29 protein-coding genes and 1 riboswitch are annotated in these 26011 nt (G+C 40.4%); of the genes, 4 read left to right on the top strand and 25 right to left on the bottom strand.

Going from position 1 to position 26011, the window contains the following annotated elements:
- Nucleotides 1–10: 10 nt before the first annotated feature.
- From LQZ76_RS02715 to LQZ76_RS02675, 9 genes are all read right to left on the bottom strand, one after another.
- Complete coding sequence (locus LQZ76_RS02715) at nt 11–763, bottom strand: ABC transporter ATP-binding protein (protein WP_230098233.1); 753 nt, start codon at nt 761–763, stop codon at nt 11–13.
- Nucleotides 764–934: 171 nt separating this feature from the next.
- Complete coding sequence (locus LQZ76_RS02710) at nt 935–1645, bottom strand: YczE/YyaS/YitT family protein (RefSeq protein WP_230098232.1); 711 nt, start codon at nt 1643–1645, stop codon at nt 935–937.
- A 19-nt stretch (nt 1646–1664) separates the two neighbouring features.
- Nucleotides 1665–2324 carry an ECF transporter S component gene (locus tag LQZ76_RS02705; protein ID WP_230098231.1) on the bottom strand — a complete coding sequence of 220 codons (660 nt, stop codon included), beginning with the start codon at nt 2322–2324 and terminating at the stop codon, nt 1665–1667.
- A gap of 51 nt (nt 2325–2375) precedes the next feature.
- Nucleotides 2376–2503, bottom strand: a riboswitch (FMN riboswitch).
- A gap of 73 nt (nt 2504–2576) precedes the next feature.
- The gene (locus LQZ76_RS02700; RefSeq protein ID WP_230098230.1) at nt 2577–3332 is read right to left on the bottom strand and encodes a pseudouridine synthase; all 756 of its coding nucleotides are present in this window, start codon (nt 3330–3332) and stop codon (nt 2577–2579) included.
- Nucleotides 3333–3334: 2 nt separating this feature from the next.
- Nucleotides 3335–3997, bottom strand: coding sequence for an SMC-Scp complex subunit ScpB (gene scpB, locus LQZ76_RS02695; RefSeq protein WP_230098229.1), 663 nt, complete (start codon nt 3995–3997; stop codon nt 3335–3337).
- A gap of 27 nt (nt 3998–4024) precedes the next feature.
- A complete protein-coding gene (locus LQZ76_RS02690) occupies nt 4025–4759 on the bottom strand; it encodes a segregation and condensation protein A (RefSeq protein WP_230098228.1) in 735 nt (244 codons plus the stop codon).
- A complete protein-coding gene (locus LQZ76_RS02685; RefSeq protein WP_230098227.1) occupies nt 4737–5108 on the bottom strand; it encodes an N-acetyltransferase in 372 nt (123 codons plus the stop codon). Before LQZ76_RS02685 ends, LQZ76_RS02690 begins: the two co-directional genes overlap by 23 nt.
- A 16-nt stretch (nt 5109–5124) precedes the next feature.
- Entirely contained in the window at nt 5125–6018 is an 894-nt protein-coding gene (xerD, locus tag LQZ76_RS02680; RefSeq protein ID WP_230098226.1) for a site-specific tyrosine recombinase XerD, read from the bottom strand.
- A gap of 9 nt (nt 6019–6027) precedes the next feature.
- Entirely contained in the window at nt 6028–6933 is a 906-nt protein-coding gene (locus LQZ76_RS02675; protein WP_230098225.1) for a CvfB family protein, read from the bottom strand.
- 191 nt (nt 6934–7124) lie between these two features.
- On the opposite strand from LQZ76_RS02675, the gene trhA reads away from it, so the two are divergent.
- On the top strand, nt 7125–7769 hold the full coding sequence (gene trhA, locus LQZ76_RS02670; RefSeq protein WP_230098224.1) for a PAQR family membrane homeostasis protein TrhA: 645 nt from the start codon (nt 7125–7127) through the stop codon (nt 7767–7769).
- A gap of 61 nt (nt 7770–7830) precedes the next feature.
- Here trhA and LQZ76_RS02665 read toward each other — a convergent pair whose 3' ends face one another.
- From LQZ76_RS02665 to arcA, 7 genes are all read right to left on the bottom strand, one after another.
- Nucleotides 7831–8970 carry an ArgE/DapE family deacylase gene (locus tag LQZ76_RS02665; RefSeq protein ID WP_230098223.1) on the bottom strand — a complete coding sequence of 380 codons (1140 nt, stop codon included), beginning with the start codon at nt 8968–8970 and terminating at the stop codon, nt 7831–7833.
- A 153-nt stretch (nt 8971–9123) separates the two neighbouring features.
- On the bottom strand, nt 9124–9669 hold the full coding sequence (locus LQZ76_RS02660; protein ID WP_230098222.1) for a GNAT family N-acetyltransferase: 546 nt from the start codon (nt 9667–9669) through the stop codon (nt 9124–9126).
- A gap of 25 nt (nt 9670–9694) precedes the next feature.
- On the bottom strand, nt 9695–10516 hold the full coding sequence (locus tag LQZ76_RS02655; protein ID WP_230098221.1) for a hypothetical protein: 822 nt from the start codon (nt 10514–10516) through the stop codon (nt 9695–9697).
- Nucleotides 10517–10646: 130 nt separating this feature from the next.
- Nucleotides 10647–11591 carry a carbamate kinase gene (gene arcC / locus LQZ76_RS02650; RefSeq protein WP_230098220.1) on the bottom strand — a complete coding sequence of 315 codons (945 nt, stop codon included), beginning with the start codon at nt 11589–11591 and terminating at the stop codon, nt 10647–10649.
- Nucleotides 11592–11605: 14 nt separating this feature from the next.
- On the bottom strand, nt 11606–13042 hold the full coding sequence (locus LQZ76_RS02645; protein WP_230098219.1) for a basic amino acid/polyamine antiporter: 1437 nt from the start codon (nt 13040–13042) through the stop codon (nt 11606–11608).
- A gap of 14 nt (nt 13043–13056) precedes the next feature.
- Complete coding sequence (gene argF / locus LQZ76_RS02640) at nt 13057–14106, bottom strand: ornithine carbamoyltransferase (protein ID WP_230098218.1); 1050 nt, start codon at nt 14104–14106, stop codon at nt 13057–13059.
- 33 nt (nt 14107–14139) lie between these two features.
- Entirely contained in the window at nt 14140–15378 is a 1239-nt protein-coding gene (gene arcA / locus LQZ76_RS02635) for an arginine deiminase (protein WP_230098217.1), read from the bottom strand.
- A gap of 161 nt (nt 15379–15539) precedes the next feature.
- Between arcA and LQZ76_RS02630 the strand changes: the two genes are divergently transcribed.
- On the top strand, nt 15540–16289 hold the full coding sequence (locus LQZ76_RS02630) for a PucR family transcriptional regulator (RefSeq protein WP_230098216.1): 750 nt from the start codon (nt 15540–15542) through the stop codon (nt 16287–16289).
- 94 nt (nt 16290–16383) lie between these two features.
- Here LQZ76_RS02630 and LQZ76_RS02625 read toward each other — a convergent pair whose 3' ends face one another.
- Entirely contained in the window at nt 16384–17688 is a 1305-nt protein-coding gene (locus LQZ76_RS02625; RefSeq protein WP_230098215.1) for an MFS transporter, read from the bottom strand.
- 103 nt (nt 17689–17791) lie between these two features.
- Here LQZ76_RS02625 and LQZ76_RS02620 point away from each other — a divergent pair, with 103 nt between their 5' ends.
- Nucleotides 17792–18778, top strand: coding sequence for a helix-turn-helix domain-containing protein (locus tag LQZ76_RS02620; RefSeq protein WP_230098214.1), 987 nt, complete (start codon nt 17792–17794; stop codon nt 18776–18778).
- Between the two features lie 76 nt (nt 18779–18854).
- Here LQZ76_RS02620 and LQZ76_RS02615 read toward each other — a convergent pair whose 3' ends face one another.
- The 7 genes from LQZ76_RS02615 to LQZ76_RS02585 form a co-directional block, all read right to left on the bottom strand.
- A complete protein-coding gene (locus tag LQZ76_RS02615; RefSeq protein WP_230098213.1) occupies nt 18855–20024 on the bottom strand; it encodes a cysteine desulfurase family protein in 1170 nt (389 codons plus the stop codon).
- A gap of 34 nt (nt 20025–20058) precedes the next feature.
- The gene (locus LQZ76_RS02610; protein WP_230098212.1) at nt 20059–20757 is read right to left on the bottom strand and encodes a 5'-methylthioadenosine/adenosylhomocysteine nucleosidase; all 699 of its coding nucleotides are present in this window, start codon (nt 20755–20757) and stop codon (nt 20059–20061) included.
- Between the two features lie 38 nt (nt 20758–20795).
- Nucleotides 20796–21149 (bottom strand): hypothetical protein, encoded by a 354-nt coding sequence (locus LQZ76_RS02605; RefSeq protein ID WP_230098211.1) that lies wholly within the window; start codon nt 21147–21149, stop codon nt 20796–20798.
- Complete coding sequence (locus tag LQZ76_RS02600) at nt 21142–21708, bottom strand: NUDIX hydrolase (RefSeq protein ID WP_230098210.1); 567 nt, start codon at nt 21706–21708, stop codon at nt 21142–21144. The genes LQZ76_RS02605 and LQZ76_RS02600 overlap by 8 nt, the downstream gene beginning before the upstream one ends.
- An 18-nt stretch (nt 21709–21726) precedes the next feature.
- Complete coding sequence (locus LQZ76_RS02595) at nt 21727–21960, bottom strand: cold-shock protein (protein ID WP_230098209.1); 234 nt, start codon at nt 21958–21960, stop codon at nt 21727–21729.
- 164 nt (nt 21961–22124) lie between these two features.
- Nucleotides 22125–23252, bottom strand: a complete 1128-nt coding sequence (mnmA, locus tag LQZ76_RS02590; RefSeq protein WP_230098208.1) for a tRNA 2-thiouridine(34) synthase MnmA — start codon at nt 23250–23252, stop codon at nt 22125–22127.
- 111 nt (nt 23253–23363) lie between these two features.
- On the bottom strand, nt 23364–24044 hold the full coding sequence (locus LQZ76_RS02585) for a hypothetical protein (RefSeq protein ID WP_230098207.1): 681 nt from the start codon (nt 24042–24044) through the stop codon (nt 23364–23366).
- A gap of 126 nt (nt 24045–24170) precedes the next feature.
- Between LQZ76_RS02585 and LQZ76_RS02580 the strand changes: the two genes are divergently transcribed.
- A complete protein-coding gene (locus LQZ76_RS02580; RefSeq protein ID WP_230098206.1) occupies nt 24171–24368 on the top strand; it encodes a hypothetical protein in 198 nt (65 codons plus the stop codon).
- A 44-nt stretch (nt 24369–24412) separates the two neighbouring features.
- On the opposite strand, the gene fliD is transcribed toward LQZ76_RS02580, so the two are convergent.
- Nucleotides 24413–25939, bottom strand: coding sequence for a flagellar filament capping protein FliD (fliD, locus tag LQZ76_RS02575; RefSeq protein ID WP_230098205.1), 1527 nt, complete (start codon nt 25937–25939; stop codon nt 24413–24415).
- Nucleotides 25940–26011 lie beyond the last annotated feature (72 nt).

Here is a 26011-nt window from a genome sequence, read left to right as displayed (position 1 = left end):
CACGCACCCCCTATTCTTCAAAGGTGCCAAGGAAATCAAGGACGGCTCGGTAAAACGTTTCCCGACTTTGATTACCCCGCTCTAACGTTTGCACAATTTGGCCATCACTTAAGAAATGAATTTTATTGGCGAAACTAGCTGAGAAACCATCGTGAGTCACCATTAAAATTGAGATGTGTTGTTCAGCATTAATTTTACTTAAATAGTTCATCATTTCGCGGGCATTGGCTGAATCAAGTGCCCCGGTTGGTTCATCACCAAAAATCAGTTTTGGTTGGTGAACTAAGGCCCGGGCAGCCGCCACCCGTTGCTTTTGCCCTCCTGATAATTCACTTGGAAACTTGTTGAGTTGTTCGGTTAGGTGTAAGAGTGTTGCGACATGGTTGACGGCAGCTTTAATAGTCGCTGTTGGTGCTTTAGCTAAGCTTAACGGTAAGGCGATATTATCAAAGACACTCAAGCTTTCAATTAAATTGTATTCTTGAAAGATAAAGCCTAGCTTTTGTCCGCGGAATTTGGCTAATTGATTAGCATTTAGTTGCCAGATGTTTTGATCATCGATTAAGACCTCACCATTTGTCGGTGCTTGCAGACTGGCCAAGACATTTAATAATGATGACTTACCCGAACCAGATGGCCCCATGATGGCAACAAAATCACCATCGGTAACTTGTAAGTTAACATCCTTTAATGCGTAGAATGGTTTTTGACTATTTGCGTTGTAAGTCAAATTTAAATTTTTGACATCAATAACATTTTTCATTATTTTAAAACCCCTTTTTTTAATGGTGTAGGACACTGTGTATCTCGTGTGCTATCTGTATTAATAATAGTAGTACACTATACATAATAAAACAACTATTTTGTTTAAAAATGTAAATAAAAAACCGCTCAAGCTGATAAAATACCAGTTTGAGCGGTTTTTAATTCATAATTAGTCAGCGACAACGGTGGCTTGTTTAACTTTAATTAAGTCTAAGCGGTGTTTGAGGCGTTTGAAAATATGCTTATCAGTCCAGCCAATAACGGCCCCTTGGAAAAATAACGCAATAATTGTCCCAACGTTAACAGCGACAACTTCTTTGAAAAGAACCCACAAGACAATGATAACCATTGATGGAAAAGCAAAGTTTAACAATTGCGCTGCCACGGGGTTCCCCTTAACATACTTGAAGCGAATGATATTTGTCATATCATCATTTGGATGTAAAATCACATTGACCCGTTGATAGATTGAAATGGCAATCCCTAAGCAGACAATTCCAAGCACATCGAGGAGAATTCGGGTTGGAATTGATAGACTAGCAACCCCTAATGAGCGGAAGAAATTCGCCCAAAATGAGACAAAATAGCCATACGGGAAAATGAAAATCAAATTTCCAATGATCCGATGCCAATCCCAGTGTTGGAGTAAGATTACATTGACTAAAATACTGACCACCCCATAAACAATTAGAATCGTCGCAATACTGAAATGGAAATCATGTGCGATATTAGCTGCTGAAGCAGTCCACATCGCACTTCCCATATTACAAGCAACAGTTAATCCATTACCCATTGAGTTAAGTAAAAGTGAAATAACCAAGAAGGCAATTACTTCACGAAGATACAATTTACGTTCAGTTCCATCTGCCAATGCATACATATAAAATATCCTTTGAAAGTTATTTTTTGAAGCGTAACTGTTGTTGTGCTAAATAACTAGCCAATGGGAAAATAACCAAACCAGAGACAATTGCTAAAACGAATCCCTGAATTAAGTTAAATGGTAAGACCATCGCAATAATCCATTGCCGTAAGTTTAAGCCCACAGCTTGGAGACTAAAGTTGGCAAATTTTTGATAGAGTGGAATTGCATACACCCAATTTAAAAGTGCCATCGCGCCAGTCATTGCTAAAGTACCAAATACTGTTCCGATAACATAGTTTTTAACGCGTAAACCTTGATCTTTGTTGGTGAAGAACCAAATAACACTGATAAATACTGCCATTGCGACAATATTCATCGGCATACCAACCCAATCAGATACACCACTATTAAATAATAGCACTTTTAGTACTGAACGTAACAATAAAATTATAAGCGCTCCCTTAAGATTTAGCAAATACATCCCGATGAGGACAATCACGATTGAAAAATCTAATTTCATAAAGCCACCAAACATTGGAATGACAGGGAAAATCATTAATACAGTTGAAATTGCTGCCAAAATAGCGATTAAAATTAAACGACGTGTTTTACTAGCTTGATACATATGGTTGAACCATCCTTTTCTGTTTTTCAACAGATCTTCGTGGACTGGTTTTAAAAACAAAAAATCCATTGAGCTGCGTTTGGGCAAGTCAATGGATTGGTTAGAATTGTTCACAAAAAAACCAATCTTCTGCATACCAGACTTTAACTGTCGGTGCTGGAGTTTCACCAGCTCAATCAATTGCAAGTACAATTGAGGTCGCGGACTATACCGCCGGTCGGGAATTACACCCTGCCCTGAAGATTTCTGTTAAATATTAAATTATTTCGATACCCTTATTATATTAACTTACTAAAAATAAGTCAATATAAAAGTGGCCTTTTAGAGACGACCTTGAACTTTTAAGTTGGCCTTACCGTTCTTAAGTGCTTCAACTTCTTCAAAACGTAATTCACGGTAGTCACCGGGTTGTAAACCGTGTAAGTCAAGGAAACCGTAACTTTCACGCCGTAAACCAACAACTTCATGACCAATGTGTTTAAACATCTTTTTAACTTGGTGATTCCGGCCTTCGTGGATCGTAATTTGAACCAAAGTTGTGGTCTTTTTATTTTCGTTAGTCTTAGTGTTTAAGATTTTAGTCCGTGCAGGCTTAGTCATCTTACCTTCTAACTTGATTCCGTGACGTAATTGCATCAATTCATCATTAGTTGGAATGCCTTCAACTTTAGCTGTGTAGACTTTATCGACTTCGTATTTAGGGTGTGTTAAGTAGTTCATTAAGTCCCCATCGTTAGTCATGATTAAGGCCCCAGTCGTGTCAAAATCCAACCGACCAACTGGGTAAACGCGTTCGTCAACATCCGTTAACAAGTCAACAACTGTCCGGCGGCCTTTTTCATCTTTAGCAGTTGAAACAAAACCGCGGGGTTTGTAAAGCAAGTAGTATACTAATTTTTCTGCTTGTTGAACCGGCATCCCGTCAACTTCAATTTTGTCTTTTGGTTGGACTTTGTAACCAAGTTCAGTCATTACTTGACCATTAACGGTAACGTGTCCAGTTGCAATAAGCTCTTCTGATTTGCGTCGAGATGCGACACCGGCTTGAGCCATAACCTTTTGTAAGCGATCTGCCATTATTATTTCTCCGTGGTGGTTGTTAATTCCATATCAGTGGCGAATGGAACGGGGTCTACATCCTCAGTAACTATTGTACTAGCATTTGGTTGTAAACGGTTATTAAAGGCGTTTAAGAATAAATCACCTGATAAACTTTGCTCATCATCAAGCACAGCTGCTTCTGCTAACGGTGGTAACTCAGCAATATTTGCTAGCCCAAAGTAATCTAAGAAGTAGCTTGAAGTCCCATACATAATTGGCCGACCAGGCTCGTTTTTACGGCCAACATCGGTAATTAAATTTCGTAACTGCAATTTTTGAATAATCGAGCTTGATTGGACCCCACGAATTTCATCAATTTCAATGCGGGTCACGGGTTGCCGATAAGCAATAATTGCTAAAACTTCAAGCGAGGCTTGGGTTAAGTGCGTTGATAACGGTGCTTCAAAGAATTGTTTGACTAATGGGGCCACGATGGCTTTAGTGGCCAAACGGTAAGTTGCATCACTGTGTAGCAGTTCGAAGCTACAATCGGCATCCGCTTGGTATTTATGAGCTAACGCATCGAGAAGTTCGCTAACAGCTGGCTTTTCAAAGCCAGTCAAAGTAACTAATTCATCAAGTTCAATTCCTTCGTCACCGGCGACGAAAATTAAACTTTCAATTTGGGCTAAATTTGTCAAAACAAAATCCTTTCCGGTTATTAATAATTATGAACGTGGTTGAATGATTAACTCATCTGCCATATTCGGTTGTTGAATCAGTAATTCTTGGTGTTTAGCCATTTCAAGGATTGCTAAAAATGTTGTTACATATTCATCGGTGTTACTATCCGCCGTAAATAGCGCCGTAAAACTTACACCATCTGGTTGGGCCTTTAAGCGTTGTTTAATACTTTGACGTTTTTCAGCAATCGTAAAAGTTTCTTTTTGAACAGTCGTAAAGATGGGTTTAACCGCTTGCTGCCGGGCCAACATTTTACTAAACGCCATTTGTAATGCGGTCAAATCAACCCCAGGCGCGACAATATTAACATCTAAATCCGTTGGCATCATCGCAGGTGCGCGGGTAAATTGTTGTTGGCGGGCTTCTTCACGAACCCGTAAAGTTTGCGCAGCATCTTGATAACGGCGATATTCAAGCAATTGGTTAACTAACCCTTGCCGCGGATCTTCATACACTTCATCACCAGTCTCTAAATCAATCGTTGGCCGACTTGGTAATAAGTAACGGGATTTAATTTGCATTAAACTAGCGGCCATCACTAAGTATTCGCCGGCTAGGTCGAGGGCTAATTTATCTTGGTGTAAAAAATCCATATATTGTTCTGTAATGGCGACAATCGGAATATCGTAAATATCCATTTCAGAACTTTTAATTAAGTGCAGTAATAAATCAAGTGGGCCTTCAAAATCGGTCAACTTAATTTGGAGTTCGTTGTTCATTGTGCCTTCTCCAAGCATTAATAATCTTTTGACCGGCAATGGTCCCCATAATCATTTTATCCGCATGGTATGCTTGCAAGGCATCCAAGACCGTAAACATTAAATCACTGTCGCGTAATGCGGGAGTGATTGAGATATGCCGTAGTAACAACACGCCGTAGACATGTTCAACGCCGACAATCGCAGTAAAGTGACCGTCGTTATCACGCCATAACAGTAATTCACGTTTCGGGGTGGCATCATACCATGAAAATTCAGCATCCAAGTGTTGCATGTTGCGCAAGCCTGGTACATATGATAATAACCCTAAGGCAATTTTTTTATAATCAGGACGATATCGTACTAGCATAACTGCTCCTTTTCAATTAAGCTCGCGGATGAGCTTTTTTGAAGACTTGTTTGGCCCGTTCATTAGTAATGTGGGTATAGATTTGAGTTGTTGATATATCAGCGTGTCCAAGGAGTTCTTGAACAATCCGTAAATCGGCCCCGTTTTCTAAAATGTGGGTCGCAAATGAGTGGCGCAGCGTGTGTGGTGAAACATCTTTGGTAATGCCTGCTTGCAAGACGATTTGTTTAATAATCTTCCAAATCCCTTGGCGAGTTAATTGCCGCCCATGGTCATTTAAAAACAAAATGGGATTATCGGCACCTTTAAGTTGCACGGCCCGGACATCTTGATAATAAGTTAACACCCATTGCATCGCGACATCCCCGATTGGGACAATCCGTTCCTTATTTCCTTTACCAATCGTTTGTAGTAAGCCAAGCTCAAAGTGTAAATCCGCAACTTTAAGGTTAACAATTTCAGAAACCCGTAAACCGGTTGCATACATAACTTCAAGCATCGCGCGATTACGAATACCTAGTCGCGTACTCGTATCAGGCGTCATCAGAATCTGTTCAACATCCTGGACGGATAAAATATCCGGTAAGTGTTGTTTTTTCTTAGGCATCCCCACTTGCTGCATGGGATCATCGGGAATGTATTGCATCCGTTTTAAAAATTGGAAAAACTTCCGTAATGATGTCACACAGTGAATAATAGTATTTTCGGCATTGCCTTGCGTGGTTAAATACTGCAGAAATTGATTAATAAAGAAATTATCAAGCGTAGCTAAATCGGTTACTTTTTGTTGCTGTAAGTAATTTTGAAATTTAACTAAGTCTTGGTGATAACTAGTAATCGTGTTCGCGGATAACCCACGTTCAACTTTGACGTATTGGAGGTATTCATCAATTAGTTCATTAACTTCCATGATGGCGCCCTACTTAGTAGTAGCGTCGGTGTTCTCCGTAGTAGTAGCGGGGACAAGAACTAACGTACCATCGACTTGTTGAATACGACGTTGTTTAAGTAAGTTACCAACCGCTCGTTTAAATTGACCTTTTGAAATTCCGAAGTATTCTTTGATTTCTTTAGGATCACTTTTATCTGAGAATGGTAACGTATTGTCTTTGCTGTGTTCAAGCATTGCTAAGAGCATTTGGGCATCTTCACCAATCGCTTCATAAGCTCGTGGCTTAAGACTTAAGTTAAGTAAACCATCCGGACGAACGCCAATTACCCGTGCATTAACAACTTCACCAAGACGGGGTTCTTTATCACGTTCACCTGGGAAAACAAATCCCATGTAGTAGTCGTCGGTTAAGATAAACGTTCCGACCATTTTCAAGCGAAAGACCGTTCCGGTAACATTCATGTTTTGTAAACCTTGCTTAGCTTTAAGCGTGACGGCTTTAAAGATTTGCTCATCGGCTAATTGTGCCCATAAACGGCCTTTTTCATCAACGCGTAAGCTGACCATGAGCTTATCACCTTTTTGGGGCCAGAGTGCAGGAATCGTTGGTAAGTTATCAAGGGATACCACGATATCTTTATCTGGTAAGCCAATATCAACAAAGACACCTAAGTCCCTTCGTTGAGCGACAACTTCACCCCATGCGTAGTGGCCAATTTGTACCTTAGGGATTTTACGGGTGATTTGCATTTGGTGGTGCCCGTTTTCATAAGCAAATCCAGTAATTAAGCCACCGATGTGAAGTTCTTTACCTTCGGCTTCCATTTCACTTTTAAGTAATTGGAAGGTAACTCCTTTTAATTGGACAAAGTAATACTTGTCATTGGCATCAGTGACCTTTGCTTGAATAACGCGTCCTACTAATTCATTCATTATGCGTTTCCTCATTTCGTTCCATAGTTAGCTACTGTATAGTATAGCACGAATGGTTTACATAACCTATAGAAACTATCAGCGCACTTAATGAAAATCAAATAAATACGGCTTTTTTGAGCTATGTAGTTTACAAGACTAGATGAATTGGATATACTAACCTTATCAATTAAATTTTCGAGGTACACGATATGCAATATCGCGAAACGAAACGCTATCTAATTTTATATGAAGTCTTAAATGCCGTCACACACGGAATTGGTTTTCTGTTAGCTGTTGGTGGGTATGTAGTTTTACTAGTTTTAGAAGCCATGCAGCATCGTGGTGGTTTGGCAATGACGGCCTTTGCCATCTATGGCGCGAGTGTGTGCTTATTCTTATTGATGTCAACCCTCTTTCACTCGTTAATCTTTACAAAAGCTAAACGGGTCTTTCAAATTTTTGATCATGCCGGGATTTTCCTCGTGATCTTTGGTTCTTACACCCCCTACTGTTGGTTAGCCATTGGTGGTTGGCAAGGTTGGACGATTTGGTCGGTTATTTTAGCGATGACCATTGCAGGAATTCTGTATGAAATCTTTTTTGTCGGCCGGTGGTTATGGTTATCAGTCATTATCTACATCGTGATGGGCTGGATGATTTTACTAGCAATGCCAACTTTATGGCACTCATTGAGTCGCCTAAGTTTCTGGTTACTATTTGCCGGGGGTGTTACTTATACATTAGGTGCTGGGGTATATTCAATTAAGAGCATCCCCTTTGGTCACGTTTGGTGGCACATCTTTGTCCTTGCAGGTGCCGCTTTGATGTACTTCTCAATTCTCTTTAGTGTTTAGTATATATAGCATTATAGAAAACAATAAAAGCCGATTAGCAAAATGCTAGTCGGCTTTTTATTTATTGGGCAAAATACGCTTGGACGATTGCTTGATATTTAGTGATCATATCTAGATAGTTATCAATTTCAACGTATTCATTAACTTTATGAGGTAATGTTGATACTCCAGGACCAAAAACAACTAAATCAAAGTGATGCTGACTTTTAGTGAATTGGGCGGCATCAGTATTGGCTGATAATCCAACTAATGGGAGTGGTTGGTTAAAGACTGATTGAATAGCATGAATTAAACTCGAATCCTTGTCAGCATGTACTGGCGCTTTGCTTGAATCAATCGTCAAGGTTAATTGATGTTGTGGTTGTGTATTTAATTTGGCAACGACGTCTTCTAGAACTTTAATTACATGCTCGTTATCAAATTCTGGAATCGTACGAATATTACCGAGTAATTGGGCTGAACCAGGAATGGTATTAACTTGTTCACCACCATTAATTACCGTAACATTGTGAATGGTACGGGGTAAAACCGGATTAATGTATTGTTCAGTAATTGCTTGCATAGCTTTATCGGCGGCAATAATATATTCAGCTAATGGACTAATCGCATTAATACCTTGTGCAGGCATTGAGCTATGGGCTGCTTTACCAAGTGAATCAACGTGATAATTAATGGCACCCATATGGGCATACATTAAATTGTAGTTTGAGGGTTCGCCGATAATTAACGCATCTAAATCTTCAACAAAGCCTGCCTTTGTGAGTTGCAAGGCTCCGACTTCTCCAACTTCTTCACCGACGGTCGCCAATAGCTTAATTGTCCCCGGTAAAGAAACGTTGCGGTCTTTAAGTTCTATCATCGCAATTACCATGGCCGCTAAACCACTCTTCATGTCAGAAGATCCCCGCCCGTATAATTTATTCCCATCAATTGTAGCTGAAAATGGTGGATATAACCAAGCACTTTCATCCCCCGCTGCAACAACATCCATATGCCCAGTGAAACCAAGGACCTTATCACCTGTTCCTGGTAGGGTCGCTACTAAGTTACTGCGGCCGTCGGCGTATGGAATTAATTGACTTTCAATGCCGTGCTGCGTAAATAACCGTTGTAAATACTCCGCCACTGCCGCTTCATTACCATTGACTGATTCAATTTTAATAATATCTTGCAAAATTTGTAGTTGTGTTGCTTGATCCATTACATAACCTCCCAGTAAAAATGATTTAATTTACTGTATTTTAGGCTATTTTTTTAAAAAAAGTCAAAATAAGTTTTATTTAAATTAGCAAGATGGCACATAAAGATAACAAAACACGCTACCAGAACAAATGTTCGAATAGCGTGTTTTGTGCTATTTATTGGCTTGATTTTGGCGCCATTCACGCTCTAATAGCCCATATGAGTAGCTATTATGCCATTTACCTTGGTGATAAACAGCTTCCCGGTTGGTTCCTTCACGAACAAACCCGCATTTTTCATACAATTTAAGCGCGGCCGTATTATAGGCATGAACGGTTAAAGTAACCTTATGGAGGTTTAAGTGATCAAATGCATACTCGAGTAATAAACTAAAGGCTTCACGGCCATAGCCTAATGAGCGATCACTAACTTGAGGAATCCCAATACATAGGTCACCACGGTGGTTGCGTAACATGATATCGCTAATACCGGCAAAGCCAACTAACATATCATCGCTAGTCCGGCGAATAGTAAACATAATATCACTATTACTGTTAGCATCCCCGAAAAATTCGGTCCATTCTTTAACGCCATACGGGTGCACGACATCTTCTGATAAACCAAGGAAAAATTGCTCATCCCATTGCCAATCAGTTAAATACTCGGCATCCCCGTCAAATACATTGGCTAAGTACACTTTATTACCGCGTAGCATCATATTACCTCCATAGAATCTAAATGTGTTAGTTAACTTCGACTGTCATAACGCCTGGGAGTTCTTTTAACATACATTGAATTACTTGATGGTTAATCCCGAGGGCTTTAACCAAGACCGTTACTTCACTAATTAGCATTGTCTCCTCGGTTGGTAATGTGTAACTAAGGACCTCATTAGGCATTAACCGCTTTGTTTCAACATTTTTTAATAAATCAGTTACCGCCGCGGTGGTTTGGCATGGCTTGAAAACGACATTAATCGCATGCGTTGATAATTCAAGGCGGTGCGTACCAGCATATTCATTAATGGGCACTTCTTTGATAGTATCGCAAGGTGCTTGGTCATCAAGTCGGAAATATTGGTAGCGTTCTTGATCACTTAAATAGTATAAATCCATATCAATGACGTAACTTGGTAGTTCAACGGCAATTTCAAGAATTAAAGCCTCATCCGTAATGGTCTGCTTGGTAATCGTAAATTTTTGAAATTCATCTTTCGCAAAGCTTTTAGTATAGTGGGCAACCCACGCTAATGCTCGTTGGGCCGTAATTTGTTTTTGTGGAAAAATCATGCCATATGCTTCACACATATAACTATCAGTATCATCATCGAAGTCATCCCCTAAATTAAGGGCAGTACACATGGCATGAAAACGAGTAGTATCTGTGAAGTTATCGACCTTTAAAATTAAGCGTAATTGATCGGCGTGTTCAGCTAACTCATCAATTATAATACTTTCGCCATCAATGAGTTGTGCTTGATATTGACTGACTAGTGTTCGTAATTCACTAGCCGTTAACATATGTGCGTCATAGTTAAACGTCACATAGCCTTTTGTTTTAATCATGGTTTATATCCGCCTTATGTTAATACTGATTATTATAACGGTCTTAGTTTGGTGATTCAAATACAAAATTACAGTAGACCTATTAAATAATAAAAGCAGTAAGAAGATAATGTTCTTACTGCTTGGTAACTTAGTTCGTGATAATAGTTCCTAAGCCGGATTGTAAATAACCAGTCACATTGGCCAATGATGTAATAACGGCGGTTTTATTGGTACGACGAACAAAATTCATTGCCGCTTGAATTTTGGGTTGCATCGATCCGGGGGCGAAATGACCAGCATCAAGATATTCTTGAGCCTGCGCAACGGTTACATGCGTGAGTTTAGTTTGTTGGGGGGTATCATAATTTATATAGACATTTTGCACGGTTGTTAAAATTAACAAAATATCCGCACCAACTAATTCGGCTAATTTAGCCGCTGAATAGTCTTTGTCGATTACGGCATCAATCCCTACATAAGCACTGCCGGCGCGAACAACTGGAATCCCGCCACCTCCAGCTGCAATTAAGGTGACACCTTGACTTACTAGTTGTTGAATAATCGGCGCTTCAATAATATCTAGTGGTTGCGGCGATGGTACCATGCGGCGATATCCGCGTCCGGCATCGGATAAAATGGTCCAATCCGGATGTAAATCTTGTAAATGTTCAGCCATTTTAGGTGAATAAAACGGACCAATTGGCTTAGTTGGCCGTTGGAAGGCTTTATCTTGGCCGTCGACGAGTGTCCGGGTTATTAAAGCAGCGACTTGATGATCTAAACCGTGTTCCATGAAAGCTTGATTTAAAGCATTCGCTAGCCAAAGACCAATTGCACCTTGGGTCATCGCCCCAACGGTATATAACGGCATCGCCGGAATATCTGTATTACTCCCCCGCTGTTGTTGTAATAATAAATTCACTACTTGGGGCCCATTGCCATGTGTGATAATGACTTGCCAGTCGCTATTAGCAGTTAGCAAGGCCGCCAACTGATTAGCGGTTTTGATAAGCGCTATTTGTTGTGCAGTTGCTGAGGCATCTTTTGTTAAAATCGCATTCCCACCTAAAGCAACAACAATTCGTTTTGTCATCGTGCACCTCCGTATTAAATTGTGATTGAACCAGTAAATAAAGCAATAATCGCAAAAACGGCGATTATGGAGATAAGTCCCATTCCAAACCATTCATAATGTTTAATGGTTTGATGATGCTCTTTTTTGGCTCTGATATATAAAATGAAACCTAATAAATAGGCAATGGTACATAACCACAGTAATTGCCAGCCCGCCAGCATAATCGCGGTAATTTCAAACAGGCAAGTAATCAACCCGGGGATGATAATTCGTAGCCGCCGTTGTTGTAAGCCAAGCTTGAGCTCATATGCGCCCACTAAGACATAGCAAACAACAATCGCTGCCGTACAAAGTGAATAGGCAAAATTATAAGCTTCAGTAGTAAAAATTAAGGAGATTAAGAATATTTGGACCAAAATTTGGGTTAGCCATAGCGAATTAGCCGGAGCGTTAGCTTGATTAAGTTTACCAAACCACTGGGGTAATAGCTTTTGCTTGGCCATTAATGAAGTGGCTTCAACTGGTAGCATGGTCCAAGATAACCACGATCCCATAATTGAGATAATTAAACCAATGCTGATAAAGGCCCCACCTAAATCACCAACCAAAGTTTTAAATAAGTACACTAATGCTGGATGATGTAATTTTAGTAGTTGATTTTGGGTAAGATAACCATATGGGAGTAACGAAATTACTACGTATAGGGTTAGTAAGGATAATAAACCAATAATAGTTGCCCGCCCGGCGTCACTTTTTTTCTGCGCTCGCCCAGCCATCATGGCCGCCCCTTCAATTCCGACAAAAACCCACATCATTGATAAAATACAGCCTTTGATTTGCGCGATGATCCCAGCGGTGGTCGCCGGAGTGAAGATGGCTTGATTGTGGATATTGGTACTAAAATTCACCCAAAAATGCGCGGTGAAAATACCAGCTTTAAAGCTTACGAGGGCCACAATCGCAAAGGCAAATAGCGGAATTAACTTACAAATCGTAACGACAGTATTAATAACGGCCGCCGCTTCAACCCCGCGGGTAACTAATAATGTTAACCCCCACGAAATGATTGAAGCAAACACGATTACACTAATACTATTCCCCGACTTAAGACTCGGGAAGAAATAGCCAAAAGCTGACATCATAATACTAGCAAAGGCAACATTGCCTAACCAAGCTGATAGCCAATAACCCCAGCCAGATAGAAAACCAGCAAAATCACCAAAACCAGCGCGGGCGTAATCTGCGACCCCCGTTAATTCCGGTTTATCCAAAACTAAGTGTTTCAAGCTAAGTGCTAACATTAATATGCCAAGGCCCGTAATCAACCAAGCCACCATTACTGGTCCGGGAGTAGCTACTTTGGCAAAAGTTGTTGGTAAGTCAAAGATGCCAGCCCCAATCGCACTACTGATTACTAATGCAACTAGCGCGGGTAAAGCAATCCCAGGTGTTTTATTTGGTGTATTCATATTGTCACCATCCCCTACAATTTTGGTACTTCGGGGATGAATAAATTCCCTAAAGTTGCGGCCATGATGGCTTTAATGGCATGTTTGCGATTTTCCGCTTGTTGCCATTGGCGCGCATATTTACTACGGAAAACTTCATCGGTGACTTCCATTGCGGTAATGCCATAATCAGCTTTGACGGCTGCGCCATATACAGTATTGGTATCATGAAAGGCCGGTAAACAATGTAGAAAAATCAAGTGTTCAGCCGGCGTGTTAGTCGCTGCTAAGACATCCATGGTAACTTGATATGGCTTGAGTAAGGCTAACCGATCTTGCCAATCCGTTTCCCCCATTGAAACCCAAACATCTGTATAGATAATATTGGCATTTTTAACTCCCACAGATAGTTGATCAGTGACGACTGGTATAACATTAGTTGGTTTAGCAAGCTTTTGCGCGAGTTTGATAATTTCAGCAGGTGGTTGCAAGTCTTTTGGTGCGACAATATGCACGGATACGCCTAACATTGAGCCGGTGATTAGTAATGATTTGGCAACATTATTCCGGCCATCCCCAATATAAGCTAAAGTTAGGCCTTTTAAATGACCAAAATTTTCTTTAATCGTCATAAAATCAGCAATCATCTGGGTTGGATGCCAATCATCAGTTAAGCCATTCCAGACAGGTACCCCACTATGTTTAGCTAGTTCAGTCACGTCACTTTGCTTAAAGCCCCGAAATTCAATACCGTCAAACATGCACCCAAGAACAATCGCTGTATCTTCAATTGACTCTTTTTTTCCTAATTGAATATCATTAACACCTAGATATTCGGGATGCGCACCTAGTTCAATTGCGGCCGTCGTAAAAGCGGCCCGAGTACGAGTTGATGTTTTTTCAAATAATAAGGCAATGTTTTGGCCTTCCAGATAGCGGTGAACAATATTATGGTGGGCTAGATATTTTAAATGTAGGCCAAAATCAATTAAATATTGTAGTTCAGCCGGGGTGAAGTTTTTTTCAGCTAAAAATGATCGGCCCTGAAAGACAGAATTGATGGTATTAGTATTAATGGTTGTCATATAAGATGCCCCCTTTATTTAATCATAGATCACTTATAAATCTTCGCGCCAAAGTGGTTGTGACATACACCGTGGGCCGCCACGACCGCGTGATAATTCGCTTGAACGAATTTCATGGACTAGGATACCGTGTTGGCGGAGTAATTCATTACTAACATAATTCCGGTCATAAGTAATCACTTCACCCGGTGCGATGGCTAAAGTATTAGAACCATCATTCCACTGCTCTCGTGGTCCGATAATTGCATCCCCATTACCAGTTTCAATTACATCTATTTCTGAAAGGCCAAGTACTTCTTTGAGGGTTGCTGCCAGATTATTACGATGGGCTAATTTAATTGTATTGTCAGGCCCAGGTGTCATAATAAAAATATTCATTTGCCCATTGGCATCCATAATGCCAGGAAAGACTGAAAATTGATCATGGTTTATCATGGTAAAGACCGTATCTAAATGCATCATGGCGTGGTTATGTGGAATTTCAACGGCGATGATGGTATCAAATTTAGAGCTAGGATTAGCAAACAATTCCCGAGCCAATCCTTCAACTGATTTAGAAGACGTGCGTTGTGAGACGCCGATGGCTAAGACGTGATCATTTAAGACTAATTGATCCCCACCTTCAAGGCGCGTTAAATTATCACGATTCCGCCAAATATCAACTTTACCGGTAAATCGGGGATGGTGATGGATAATAAATTCACTAAATAAAGATTCTGGTTGTCGTGCTTTATAAGTCATCCGATTAATCGTGATGCCATTCCCAATGGTTGCTTGCGGATCACGTGTAAAGTACGCATTCGGTAATGGATTAAGTAAATATGGATTAGCAGCATCCCGTCCGGCTAAATCATGCAAAGAATCATTGGTAAAATCAAGTTCGTTTCGCCGTATGCCCGCATATAGTTTCGTAATGAGCTCATTATTGGTAAAACTTTCTAAGTATTCACTTAACGCATTGTGAGTAGTTCCTAACCCGTAGCCCGCTTCATCCAAAAAACGTTGTAAAAATGCCGTTTTAAGATCAGAACTTTGATTAAAGACATCTTCAACTAAATCATCAAGATAGACTACTTCAACATCGTGATCGGATAAAAGTTGCGCAAAATAGTCATGCTCAAGTTGGGCATTTTTTAAATACGGAATATCATCGAATAAAAGCCGGGCCATCGTATCGGGTGTAATATTTTCAATTTCAGCACCGGGCCGTTTTAATAAGACCGACTTTAATGTTCCTATCTCAGAATTAACATTAATTACAGGTTTTTGCATTAAATTTTCCTCCTTTTAAAACACGGATTAATTTTTAATATAAATGCTTATAACCCTTATTTTACGCAATTGTTGTTCCTTGAGATATGGTATAAAATGAAAATATAGTTAGCCAAATGGTTAATTATATGAGCGCTTTGGCCAATGAAATGGAGGTGTTTATGACAGGTGAAATTGAAGCATTTTTACAGCAATGGCTAACGATTGCGGACACAGATCAGCCAATTTCGGTGTCTTTTGCACAACAAGCACATGCTCGTGGGGTTGATTTACGACAAGCCTACTATGCCATTGTTGTAAAACATCCGCAGATTAGAATTCCAACCACCCATATCCAGTTAACATTTAGTTTAGACACTGAACATCGCATTTATATTTTGCGTCAATTTGAAGATGCAACCCTCGTAACCCAATATTTTCCCGCCCCAAATCAAATTGGCATTGGTAGCAGCCACTTTGATTTATCTGGGACGATTAAAGAAGCCTTGCAAGCACTATGTTTTACCGCCCCAAATACTTTTAATCATCAAGCAACTTTTCAAATGACCCAACAATTTGAACCATTACGAAATAGTGGCCTGGCGAATGAGTACTTAGTGACAATTATTAATAACTTAGGTAGTGGGCAAGATGAGTTAAATCTCTTAAATACGTTTTGGGTATTTACCCTGACAAATCATAATATCGCTAAAACTGCGGCCATCATGCATGTCCATCGTAAAACAGTTGGATATCGCTTAAAGCGCTTAGCAACTATTACTCAACATAATCCGCAAAATGTGATTGAAAATATCGATCTACTAGCGGCATACGTCACATGGCGCACGCAAAAATTAGGTTTGTTATTAGCTAAAGTCGCTAGCATTTCAAAGCACATGTTACCGCGTGATACTCGGGTGACAGAAATTTGAAGTGTTAGTAGCCAAAGATACTAAAAAAGCTCTACTGAATTTTTTTAAATTCAGTAGGGCTTTTTTAGTTGGATGATTTAACGACCTTTCGTTGTTAAAGATTGAGTTCGTGAATTTTTTGGATAACTTGTTGATTTTGGCTGCGTCCAATTGTTAACCATAAAAGGATGGTTGCTATTAGCATTAAGCTTCCGGCCATGATTAATAACTGACTTGCGGGAATTGCGTTTAATAACCCAGTATAGATTAAAATGCCGAGTGGTGAAAAAACTTGGGTAATCCCGGATATAGCACTAAAGACCCGGCCTTGTGCATTTTGAGGAATACTTTGTACCAAATAAGCAGTTAATGGCACGTTAGCAAACATTATCACGATACCAAATATCACGTTCATTAAGACAACTGTGGTAAGTAAGACCGTCGCTTGGCGAATCACGATACTGGCACTGCCGATACTAATAAGAGGAATACAACAAGCTAGGCCCATCAAGCTAGTTAATTTGATAGGCGCCTTAAAATTAGAATGGCGGGCAACTAACAGTCCACCAATTAATGAACCAATCCCAATCCCTGCTGAGCTAAGCCCTAATGCCGTTGCCGATAGGTGTAAATCTTTGATGATAAGTACGGAAAGTAGTAACTCTAAACCACTTAAAATAAAATTTACGATTGGTGAGAAAATCGTTAAAAATTTAAGACCCGGATATTGGGTAAGCGCTTGGCGAATAAATTGCCAATAGCGGATGCTTTTTTGGTTTGACGGCTCTTCAACGACCGCTACTTTACTGGGTACTTGTTGGAAAGCATGAAAGTTTAAAGCCATCGTGGCGCTTAAAACGACAAGACTTTCGATTAAAATAATCAAAACTAGCATATGAAAGCTAACGACTGCGTATAAGATTCCACCAAGAACGGGGGCAATAATCCCAGCTAACGACACGGAAGCTTGTTCAAGCCCACTTAGCCGTTGGACATCTTTAGTGGGGACTAAACTAACCACACTGGCCTGATAGGCAACACCACTAATCCGACTGGATACGTTTGTCCAAATCACAATCAGAATTGTCCAAAGATATAAGTGCCTAGGAAATTGGTTGACGAGAACGATATAGACACCATACATGACCAAATTAATTAATTCGGCACTAATAATAATGTGCTTGTGACTATATGTGTCCGCAATCTGACCGATTAGGCTACTAAATAGTAGTGCCATAACGGGACCGACCATTTGCAAACTCCCAAACGCTAAGATTGAATTAGTATCTTTTAAAACATGCAGCCCAATGGCAAAGCTAAAAATACTGCCGGCGGTAACGGATAAAAAATCAGATGTCACGGCAATCGCGATTTGTCGTTTGACGAAACGCTTTATTTGGTGCTCGGTTAATAATTGCATGATAAACTACCTCTTTTTCTAATCACTTGTTAATTTTAAGAATACAGTATGCTATGCTTATCCAAATGATTGTTTCATAATTGAAACAAAAAAGGAGTCGTTAATGGAATTTTTAGGAGCAACAATTAAAAAGCTGCGCGAAGAAAAAGGTTTTACCGTTAAAGAAGTCTATACTGGTGTCGTATCACGGACGACGGCTTATCGTTTTGAAAATGATTTTACCGATATTGGATTTAGTAACTTACGTGAAATTACACACCGGTTAAATATTTCATCACTCGATGAATTGGTTTATTTACGCAACAAGTGGTTTACCGTAACTGAAGGTGACGATAGTCTGCTGAGTGCCGTCAATAAAGAAATCACGATGCACCAAACGCAGGCTTATGATCCCAAATGGGAAAACGTGAGTATCTATCAGCAGTTTAAAGATTCGCCTAATTCCAAAGAGCGGTTCTACGCCTATTTAATACATTTTGTTGCGTTATTGAATATGTGGCATGTTGATCAAGATATTGTGACATTTCCAAGTGAATTTACGGCCGAATATCAATTTATGCAACAATATCTCTTAAAAATGACGACTTGGACCAAGGATGAACTTGAAATTTTTCCTGTGATTGGTTGCTTTTTTGAACCGACGAGTCGCACGGTTCTATTAAAACGTTTTAAAGTCAATTATGCTAAATACCATGAGCATATTGGTCAAAGTTGGTATGATAGTTACATTAATCACTTACTTAATTATGCGTTATCAATTAATACGTATGATAAACAGCTAGCCACGTATGTTGAAATTGACCAAATTGTCAGTGAAATCAACGCCTTATATGACAAGCAACCAGATTTAAAATTGAACTTGATAAATTACCAGCGGCTAATTCTTTTAAATGGAATTGTTGGTGCAACTAACCAAGATTACCAACGAGTCGCGCTTAGTTTTGAGATGTTTCAACAATTAAAAACGTTCTTCGGTACTAATATTGGCGTTTTTGACGTCGGAACTGATATTGGGGTCTTTGAATATCTTGAAAATTATTTAACTACTGAAACCCAGGCCCTTTTTCCAGCCTATTTTAACCAAATTTAAGTCGCAAAAAAGCCCCGCTAGCAATGCACAGATTGTTAGTGAGGCTTTTTAGGTTAGTTATTGTTCGTTAACCGGTCTATTTAAGGACGCGTTTAACCGTTTTGGCAATATTGGCGACCAACGCATCAATGTCAGCGCTAGTCGTATACGTACCAAAGCTAATCCGGAGTGATTCTTCAATCCGTGGTGAAGTTTCACCATACATCGCTGTTAAGACATGCGATGGTTCAAGGGAACCAGCCGTACATGCGGAACCACCTGAAATGGCAATCCCCGCCATATCAAGATTAGTTTGCATGACATACGTTGACACCCCTTTGATCCAAATGTTTAACACATGTTGGAGGGTATCGTCTTTAATGGCACCGTTGACTGCAACATCAATGTCAGCAGCCGCTAAGCCACTTAACACTTGAGCTTTAAAGGCGGCGTATTTGGCTTGGCGATTTGCTTTTTCCGCGGGTGTAATTAATTCAACCGCGGTTGCAAACCCTGCAATGGATGGAATATTTTCCGTCCCGGCCCGGCGTTTTTCTTCTTGATCGCCACCTTTTAAATAACTTGGAAAGACCAAGCCATCGCGGCGGTATAAGAAGCCTAATTGCTTAGGACCATTAATCTTGTGAGCAGATGTTGAGAGCATATCAATATGATCACGCTTAACATCAATATCTAGTAAACCATATGCTTGGACCGCATCGGTGTGGAACCATGCTTGGTGATCTGCTAAGACCTCTCCGATTTCACGAATCGGCATATGCGAGCCGACTTCGTTATTCCCCATCATAATGGTTACTAAAATCGTATCATCACGCAAAGCCGCTTTTAGGTCAGCCACACTTACTTCACCGGCTTCATTAACTGGTAAGTAAGTAATTTCAAAACCGTGTTCCGCTAACCACGCTAATGGTTTTAAAACCGCTTCGTGTTCAATCGCGCTGGTAATAATGTGTTTACCTAAGTGTTGGCGCGCTTCAGCGGTCCCAATAATGGCCGTGTTATCTGATTCCGTTCCACCAGAGGTAAAGACGATTTCTTCATCTTTGGCGTTAATCGAACGGGCAATAACTTGGCGCGCATTTTCAAGCACCATGTGGGCTTTGCGACCAAAGGCGTGCGTTGATGAGGCATTCCCAAACGTTGATTGCATGGTTGTTAACATCGTATCAATTACTTCGGGGGCCATGGGGGTTGTCGCAGCATTATCTAAATATACGACCCCGGTATTTAAAGCAACTTCTTTCATTTTTCCATCCTTTTCAAGACACAACTAGCGATAATTACTTAGCAGCTTGGTTTTTGAAAAGTGCAATTAACATGTCAGCTGATTGTTTACCAGCTTGCACAATGAATTCGTCAAAAGTAACCCCAGCATCGCCATCTGCGTTGTCAGACATCGCCCGTACAACGGCATATGGAATCCCAAATTGGTGCGCGACCTGCGCAATGGCTGCCCCTTCCATTTCAGAAGAAATAGCATCTGGGAAGTTCGCTTTGATACGGTCAACTTGTTGCGCACTAGCCACAAATGAATCGGAAGTTACGATTAACCCCGTCACAGTGTGTAAACCAGTATCTTTAGCAGCGTCCATAATTTGTGCAACCAAGTCTTTGTCAGCTTCAAAACGAGCTGGTTGTTGGGGGACTTGACCGTAATCGTAACCAAAGACCGTGGCATCAACGTCGTGGTAGGCTGTTTCAGATGCAACCACGACATCCCCAATCTTTAAGCCTTCACCAATGGCCCCAGCGGAACCTGAGTTGATAATAACATCAACGTCAAAGTTAGTAATCAATAAAGCAGTAGTTAAACCAGCTTGAACTTTACCGATTCCTGATTCAACAACGACCACGTCTTGACCCGCAATGGTTCCAACGTGAAAATCAATGTGCTTAATGCTCTTGATTTCAAGGTTTTCCATCGCTGCTTCTAAGTTAGCCATTTCTTCAGGCATGGCGTTAATAATTCCGTATTTCATTTTTCAAATTCCTCTCAAAAATCAATTTAATAAACTAGTTAATCGACAAAACGTAAAACTAAAAATGTGGCAATAATTAATAACACTAAAATCACAATGGTGACATTTAAACGGAACTTAAGCCGTTGTTGCTTACCCAGAGGAGTTAAGCGGCCAAAGTTATCGGTTTCATAGCGCTTATTTTTGGCAAATCGTTGCGCAGTTTGGCGCTCGCTTTCACCTTGTGGTTCTTGCGCAAAACTATCGGCCCGCGTATGAATCTCACCATTTTCATCAACATAGCGGCCATCATGCATCCGCCGCATACTTGGATCATCAGTCGTGGGCGTTTCGTTTTGATGTTGTTGTTGATATTCACGGTATGCTTTACGCGTAATAGGATCTTTATCCATTGATTAACCCCTTTACATAAGCTTGGTTAGCTGCCCAATACCAGTAAGCTACTTGCGTTTTTGAATCATCAAGTAAACCTTGGGCATTTAAAGCGGCTAATTCATCAAGGGTGTACGTACTGAGGGCGAGATTTTCATCATCATCTTGGGGTAATTCATTAGTCACTGGGGTTAAACCAGTGGCTAAGTATAGATGCATTAATTCATCGGCATAGCCCGCAGAAAGATAAAAACTACTAATTTTTTCAATGTGCGCTGCTTGCATCCGCGTTTCTTCATTTAATTCGCGAATCGCCGTTTGCAATGGATCGGTATCACGGTCGTCAACTTTACCGGCGGGAATCTCAAGGGTTTCCTTAGCTAAAGCGGTCCGCCATTGACGCATAATCACAGCTTTGTTGTCATCAGTAATTGCTAAAATGGCAATTGCTGGACAGTGGTGGACAATATCACGGGTTGCTGTTTGGCCATTGGGTAATTCAACCGTTTGGACCTCAACGTCAATAATGGCACCGTGATATTTTAATTCACGCCCAATAACTTTTTCTGCAAAATCCATAATAATTGCCTCCGCTAATTAGTCTGCAATCGGTGCATCATTAGTTGGTGCATCGATAACGCGTACTTGGGCAGCTTGTGGGCCACGGACCCCTTCAACCACAACAAATTCAACATAGTCGCCAACCGTCAAGGCCTTAAAACCATCGCTAACGATTCCTGAGAAGTGGACGAAAATATCGTCTTGGCCGGTAATTTCGATGTAACCAAAACCTTTTTCTTCGTCCCAAATTTTAACGTATCCGTGTTCCATAATTATTCCAACTTTCTTACTATTGATTGCCTTATCTTAGCATATTTATGCCCTAGTTTGTGATTATCGCTAGGATTCGTGTCTTTTTTCAAATATTTTGGTAGTTTATTAAATAGCAAAAGACCAGCAGACTATCAAAATCTGCTGGAATCTTACAATTAATGTTAAACGTATTGGAGTTCTTTTTCGGCATTGTAAGCGCGGTCAATGATGGCTGAACCAAAACATTCAGCGCCATCATAGAAGACGACGGCTTGCCCTGGTGTAATAGCTTTAACTGGTTCGTCAAAGATGACAGTTGCCAATGTCTTATCCGCATTAAGTTTAACGGTTACGCCGGTATCCTTTTGACGGTAACGGAACTTCGCAGTACAGTGGAATTCTAAACCACGATCAATTGGTGTTGTGAAGCTTACTTCAGACGCTTCCAAGTGGGTAGCAAACAAGTACTTGTTGTCATCCCCTTGACCAACGAATAAAGTGTTCGTTTCAAGGTCTTTACCAACTACGAAGAATGGATCTTCATTCCCCTTTTGACCACCAATTCCAAGGCCTTTACGTTGACCAATTGTGTAGTACATTAAACCAGCATGTGGTCCCATGTCACGACCATCAAAAGTCATCATGTGGCCTTCTTTGGCTGGTAAGTAGTTACTAAGGAATTCTTTGAAGTTACGTTCACCAATGAAGCAAATCCCAGTTGAATCCTTCTTCTTAGCAGTTGCCAAGTTGTTTTCTTCGGCAATCTTACGAACTTCACTCTTTTGCATGTGGCCAATTGGGAACATAACTTTACTAATTTGATCTTGTGATAATTGTGAAAGGAAATAAGTTTGATCCTTATTATCATCACCACCACGAAGCATGTGGGTGATGCCATTTTCATCCTTTTCCACTTGGACATAGTGGCCAGTTGCGACATAATCGGCCCCAAGTTCCATCGCATAGTCCAAGAATGCCTTGAACTTGATTTCCTTGTTACACATTACGTCCGGATTAGGTGTCCGGCCCTTCTTGTATTCGTCAAGGAAGTATTGAAACACGCGGTCCCAGTATTCCTTTTCAAAGTTAACTGAGTAGTACGGAATCCCAATTTCGTTGGCAACTTTAGCAACGTCCTTGTAATCTTCCGTCGCGGTACAGACACCGAATTCATCAGTGTCGTCCCAGTTTTTCATAAATACACCAACGACGTCATAGCCTTGGTCTTTGAGTACTTGCGCCACAACTGATGAGTCAACCCCACCAGACATACCGACAACTACACGTGTTTGACTGTTATCTTGTGTCATAACAATACCATCATTTCTTTAGATTCTGAGAATCATTACAATTTGAAGGTTGTAAAATTTCAGTAACCTATATTATACACGAAAATGCTTATTAAATACAAGCACCACTACTTACCAATCAAAAGCTTTCAAGTATAAATTAACCTTGGCTTGGTTTTCTGCTTGCTTCACCTTTTTGGTCCGCCGGGTGCGTTTAACAACGGGGTGCGCAGCTTTTAGTTGTTGGCGTTCAAAGCGAGCAAACGCATTCCGAATCGCGTACGTATCTTCAACCGTTAATGGTAAATCTACTTCGGCGTATTCGCGCGTAAATGGTGAGTAACTATGGGTATCTTGGGCTAGTAACCAAGTTTTAACAGCGGGATTCAACTTCACCCCCCGGCGATACCGGCGCAACGTTTCATCTAAACCAAAGTTAAGCTGATGAATTTGGGTTTGCAATTGGCGCATGATGGGTTCAGGAATTTGGGCGTGGTCAGCAAAGTGACTGATTCCGAGTTTCAGTATTTTGCCACTAGTCTGATTTTGCAACATGTATTGGTGCTTTAACCGGCGGCCACAATCACAAAATAATTGCTCACCTTGAACATTGTCGTAGTTCTCATTTAGTTGGTATGCGACAAATTCCCAGTCAGTACTTTCACCTAGCAAATTACTATTAGTGAATAATGAAGTTTGGCGATAACGCACATGTTCATTTAAGACGGCTTGCTGTGCTGGGGTTAACAACTGCCAAATGCGTTGACGCTCTTCTTTACTTAATACGGTTTTTTTCGTCTGTTCTTTTTTCATAGGACATATTATACCAATGTGAACACATGTTCGCAACGCTGAGTTAGCTTACCTAAGTGTTTCTTGGTATACTAAGCACGTAGTAGCAAGCATTAAGCAATGCATTCAAAGGGGGATGAATAAACAATGGACTTTATTATTCTGTTGGGGATTATCATCATTGTCTTGGGGGTACTCGTGATGATGGTGACCCCGCGTGAGCGGACATGGGGGAGTGTGTATCGGTCCAAGAATCCAGCGATGGCAGCCACTGCGGTAATTTTAATTATCATCGGATTGGTGATTGTTATATTGAAAGCTTGGTTAAATGGCCAAGTAAGCTAAAAATAAAAAGAACTGTGCGAAGACTTTCGCACAGTTCTTTTTTTTTAACGATTATTATTATTGGTATTAGCCCCAATTTGTTGGGTAAAGTAATTCAATTGGGCTTGTGCTTGCATCATAAAGGAGTCCAGAGCACTAAATTGGCTAACATATTGTTGCCGTTTAGCGGTTAAGCGATCTTGGAAATTATCAATTTGTTGATTTAAATCCTTAATCGTGGCATCAAAACTCGTGGTCTTAGTTGCAATGATCCCAGCTTTACCAGTTGAAGTTGATAAATACGCATTCGCAAATTTACTTAAGACCGTCGTATAGCCTTTTTCATTGGTAGCTGCTCCAGTTACCGGCGCAATGTCAGCGGAATAAAAGAAATCTTTGACGGCTTGTGGATTATTTTTTAACGCTTTTTGGAAAGTAGTTGTATCAAATCCTAACGTGCCCTCTTTATCAACTAATGAAATCCCGACACTATTAGCTGATAAGGTTGCTGACCCTTTACCTGTACTTGATGGTGTGACAATGCGTTGTAACTGAGCTTGCAGTTGAATTAAATCACTATCACCAGCCAGGGAGCCGGTTTGGTTGTCTGCTTTACTTGGATCTCCAACACTTAAATCAGATTTAATTAAGCCCATTAAGCTATTGTATTGACTCACAAAGTCGTTAACGGCGCCTTGGAATTTACTATCATCATTTTTTAAGCCAATGGTTGTTGGTTGGAAATCAGCTGTGTCGCCATTAGTCGCTTTTTGACTTACACCAGTTAAGGTGATGGTTGCCCCATCCAACACGCCGGCGATGGTATTACTATTACGTGCAGTTTCTAAACCATCAATTGAAAAAATCGCAGCTTGACCGTGGGTTGTTTTCAATTGATCAAGCCCTAGTTTGCTAGTTAAGCCATCGTCACTCGTGGCATTAATATCATAGTTACCGGCTAAATTACTCTTAATAACTAAGTGATTGTCAACAACTGAGGCTTGAATGTTGGTATCTTTACTTTGGGCATTAATCTTATCAACGATACTACTAATCGTATCGGTTGCGGTAATATCAAGTGTTAAGGTGGCTTTATTGTCGATTCCTTCACTTGCCGCATCAGTTGGAATTACTAATGGTTGGCCGGTGCTATCTTTAAGATCGTCATTATTTTTAACAAGCGCTAATTTTAACGTTCCCGTCAAATTGAGGGCGTCTTTACTACTTTTAACGTCTGAAATCCGGGCCCCGGTAATTTTGCTATTCGTCGCTAATTGCTTAACAATTAAATCATGACTTCCTTCGGCGGCGGTACTATCACCACTAATTGTGGCAACTTTATCATTTGAACTGTTGGTAACTTTGGAATTAAAAGTTTCCGGCTTTTGCAACGTATTAATTTTATTAAGTAAGTTATTTAAGCGTGAGCGGATATCACCCCAGGCGGTTTCCTTACTTTGAATTTGTTGTACTTGGCGTTGCATTAACAACATTGGGGCTGATTCGGCTTGCACCAATTGTTCAATAGTTTGATTGTTAATACCAGAATATTGACCCATGTAAGCGCCACCTAAACCACTACTACTAACCATATTGTTACCTCTTTTCTTAAGATGTTTAAGTATGTATTATTCTCTTTATGTTTCCTTAATAAACACTATCGG

Origin of the sequence: Periweissella ghanensis (genome assembly GCF_918814755.1) — a bacterium.
GTDB lineage: Bacteria > Bacillota > Bacilli > Lactobacillales > Lactobacillaceae > Periweissella > Periweissella ghanensis.
The sequence above is the reverse complement of the archived record's forward strand: the minus strand, read 5'-3'. Positions and strand labels throughout refer to the sequence as shown.

Excerpts from the sequence above, each read along its gene's own strand:
- LQZ76_RS02715 (WP_230098233.1), bottom strand. The coding sequence starts at position 763 with ATGAAAAATGTTATTGATGTCAAAAATTTAAATTTGACTTACAACGCA.
- LQZ76_RS02710 (WP_230098232.1), bottom strand. The coding sequence starts at position 1,645 with ATGTATGCATTGGCAGATGGAACTGAACGTAAATTGTATCTTCGTGAA.
- LQZ76_RS02705 (WP_230098231.1), bottom strand. The coding sequence starts at position 2,324 with ATGGATTTTTTGTTTTTAAAACCAGTCCACGAAGATCTGTTGAAAAAC.
- LQZ76_RS02700 (WP_230098230.1), bottom strand. The coding sequence starts at position 3,332 with ATGGCAGATCGCTTACAAAAGGTTATGGCTCAAGCCGGTGTCGCATCT.
- LQZ76_RS02690 (WP_230098228.1), bottom strand. The coding sequence starts at position 4,759 with ATGAACAACGAACTCCAAATTAAGTTGACCGATTTTGAAGGCCCACTT.
- LQZ76_RS02685 (WP_230098227.1), bottom strand. The coding sequence starts at position 5,108 with ATGCTAGTACGATATCGTCCTGATTATAAAAAAATTGCCTTAGGGTTA.
- xerD (WP_230098226.1), bottom strand. The coding sequence starts at position 6,018 with ATGGAAGTTAATGAACTAATTGATGAATACCTCCAATACGTCAAAGTT.
- LQZ76_RS02675 (WP_230098225.1), bottom strand. The coding sequence starts at position 6,933 with ATGAATGAATTAGTAGGACGCGTTATTCAAGCAAAGGTCACTGATGCC.
- trhA (WP_230098224.1), top strand. The coding sequence starts at position 7,125 with ATGCAATATCGCGAAACGAAACGCTATCTAATTTTATATGAAGTCTTA.
- LQZ76_RS02665 (WP_230098223.1), bottom strand. The coding sequence starts at position 8,970 with ATGGATCAAGCAACACAACTACAAATTTTGCAAGATATTATTAAAATT.
- LQZ76_RS02660 (WP_230098222.1), bottom strand. The coding sequence starts at position 9,669 with ATGATGCTACGCGGTAATAAAGTGTACTTAGCCAATGTATTTGACGGG.
- LQZ76_RS02655 (WP_230098221.1), bottom strand. The coding sequence starts at position 10,516 with ATGATTAAAACAAAAGGCTATGTGACGTTTAACTATGACGCACATATG.
- arcC (WP_230098220.1), bottom strand. The coding sequence starts at position 11,591 with ATGACAAAACGAATTGTTGTTGCTTTAGGTGGGAATGCGATTTTAACA.
- LQZ76_RS02645 (WP_230098219.1), bottom strand. The coding sequence starts at position 13,042 with ATGAATACACCAAATAAAACACCTGGGATTGCTTTACCCGCGCTAGTT.
- argF (WP_230098218.1), bottom strand. The coding sequence starts at position 14,106 with ATGACAACCATTAATACTAATACCATCAATTCTGTCTTTCAGGGCCGA.
- arcA (WP_230098217.1), bottom strand. The coding sequence starts at position 15,378 with ATGCAAAAACCTGTAATTAATGTTAATTCTGAGATAGGAACATTAAAG.
- LQZ76_RS02630 (WP_230098216.1), top strand. The coding sequence starts at position 15,540 with ATGACAGGTGAAATTGAAGCATTTTTACAGCAATGGCTAACGATTGCG.
- LQZ76_RS02625 (WP_230098215.1), bottom strand. The coding sequence starts at position 17,688 with ATGCAATTATTAACCGAGCACCAAATAAAGCGTTTCGTCAAACGACAA.
- LQZ76_RS02620 (WP_230098214.1), top strand. The coding sequence starts at position 17,792 with ATGGAATTTTTAGGAGCAACAATTAAAAAGCTGCGCGAAGAAAAAGGT.
- LQZ76_RS02615 (WP_230098213.1), bottom strand. The coding sequence starts at position 20,024 with ATGAAAGAAGTTGCTTTAAATACCGGGGTCGTATATTTAGATAATGCT.
- LQZ76_RS02610 (WP_230098212.1), bottom strand. The coding sequence starts at position 20,757 with ATGAAATACGGAATTATTAACGCCATGCCTGAAGAAATGGCTAACTTA.
- LQZ76_RS02605 (WP_230098211.1), bottom strand. The coding sequence starts at position 21,149 with ATGGATAAAGATCCTATTACGCGTAAAGCATACCGTGAATATCAACAA.
- LQZ76_RS02600 (WP_230098210.1), bottom strand. The coding sequence starts at position 21,708 with ATGGATTTTGCAGAAAAAGTTATTGGGCGTGAATTAAAATATCACGGT.
- LQZ76_RS02595 (WP_230098209.1), bottom strand. The coding sequence starts at position 21,960 with ATGGAACACGGATACGTTAAAATTTGGGACGAAGAAAAAGGTTTTGGT.
- mnmA (WP_230098208.1), bottom strand. The coding sequence starts at position 23,252 with ATGACACAAGATAACAGTCAAACACGTGTAGTTGTCGGTATGTCTGGT.
- LQZ76_RS02585 (WP_230098207.1), bottom strand. The coding sequence starts at position 24,044 with ATGAAAAAAGAACAGACGAAAAAAACCGTATTAAGTAAAGAAGAGCGT.
- LQZ76_RS02580 (WP_230098206.1), top strand. The coding sequence starts at position 24,171 with ATGGACTTTATTATTCTGTTGGGGATTATCATCATTGTCTTGGGGGTA.
- fliD (WP_230098205.1), bottom strand. The coding sequence starts at position 25,939 with ATGGTTAGTAGTAGTGGTTTAGGTGGCGCTTACATGGGTCAATATTCT.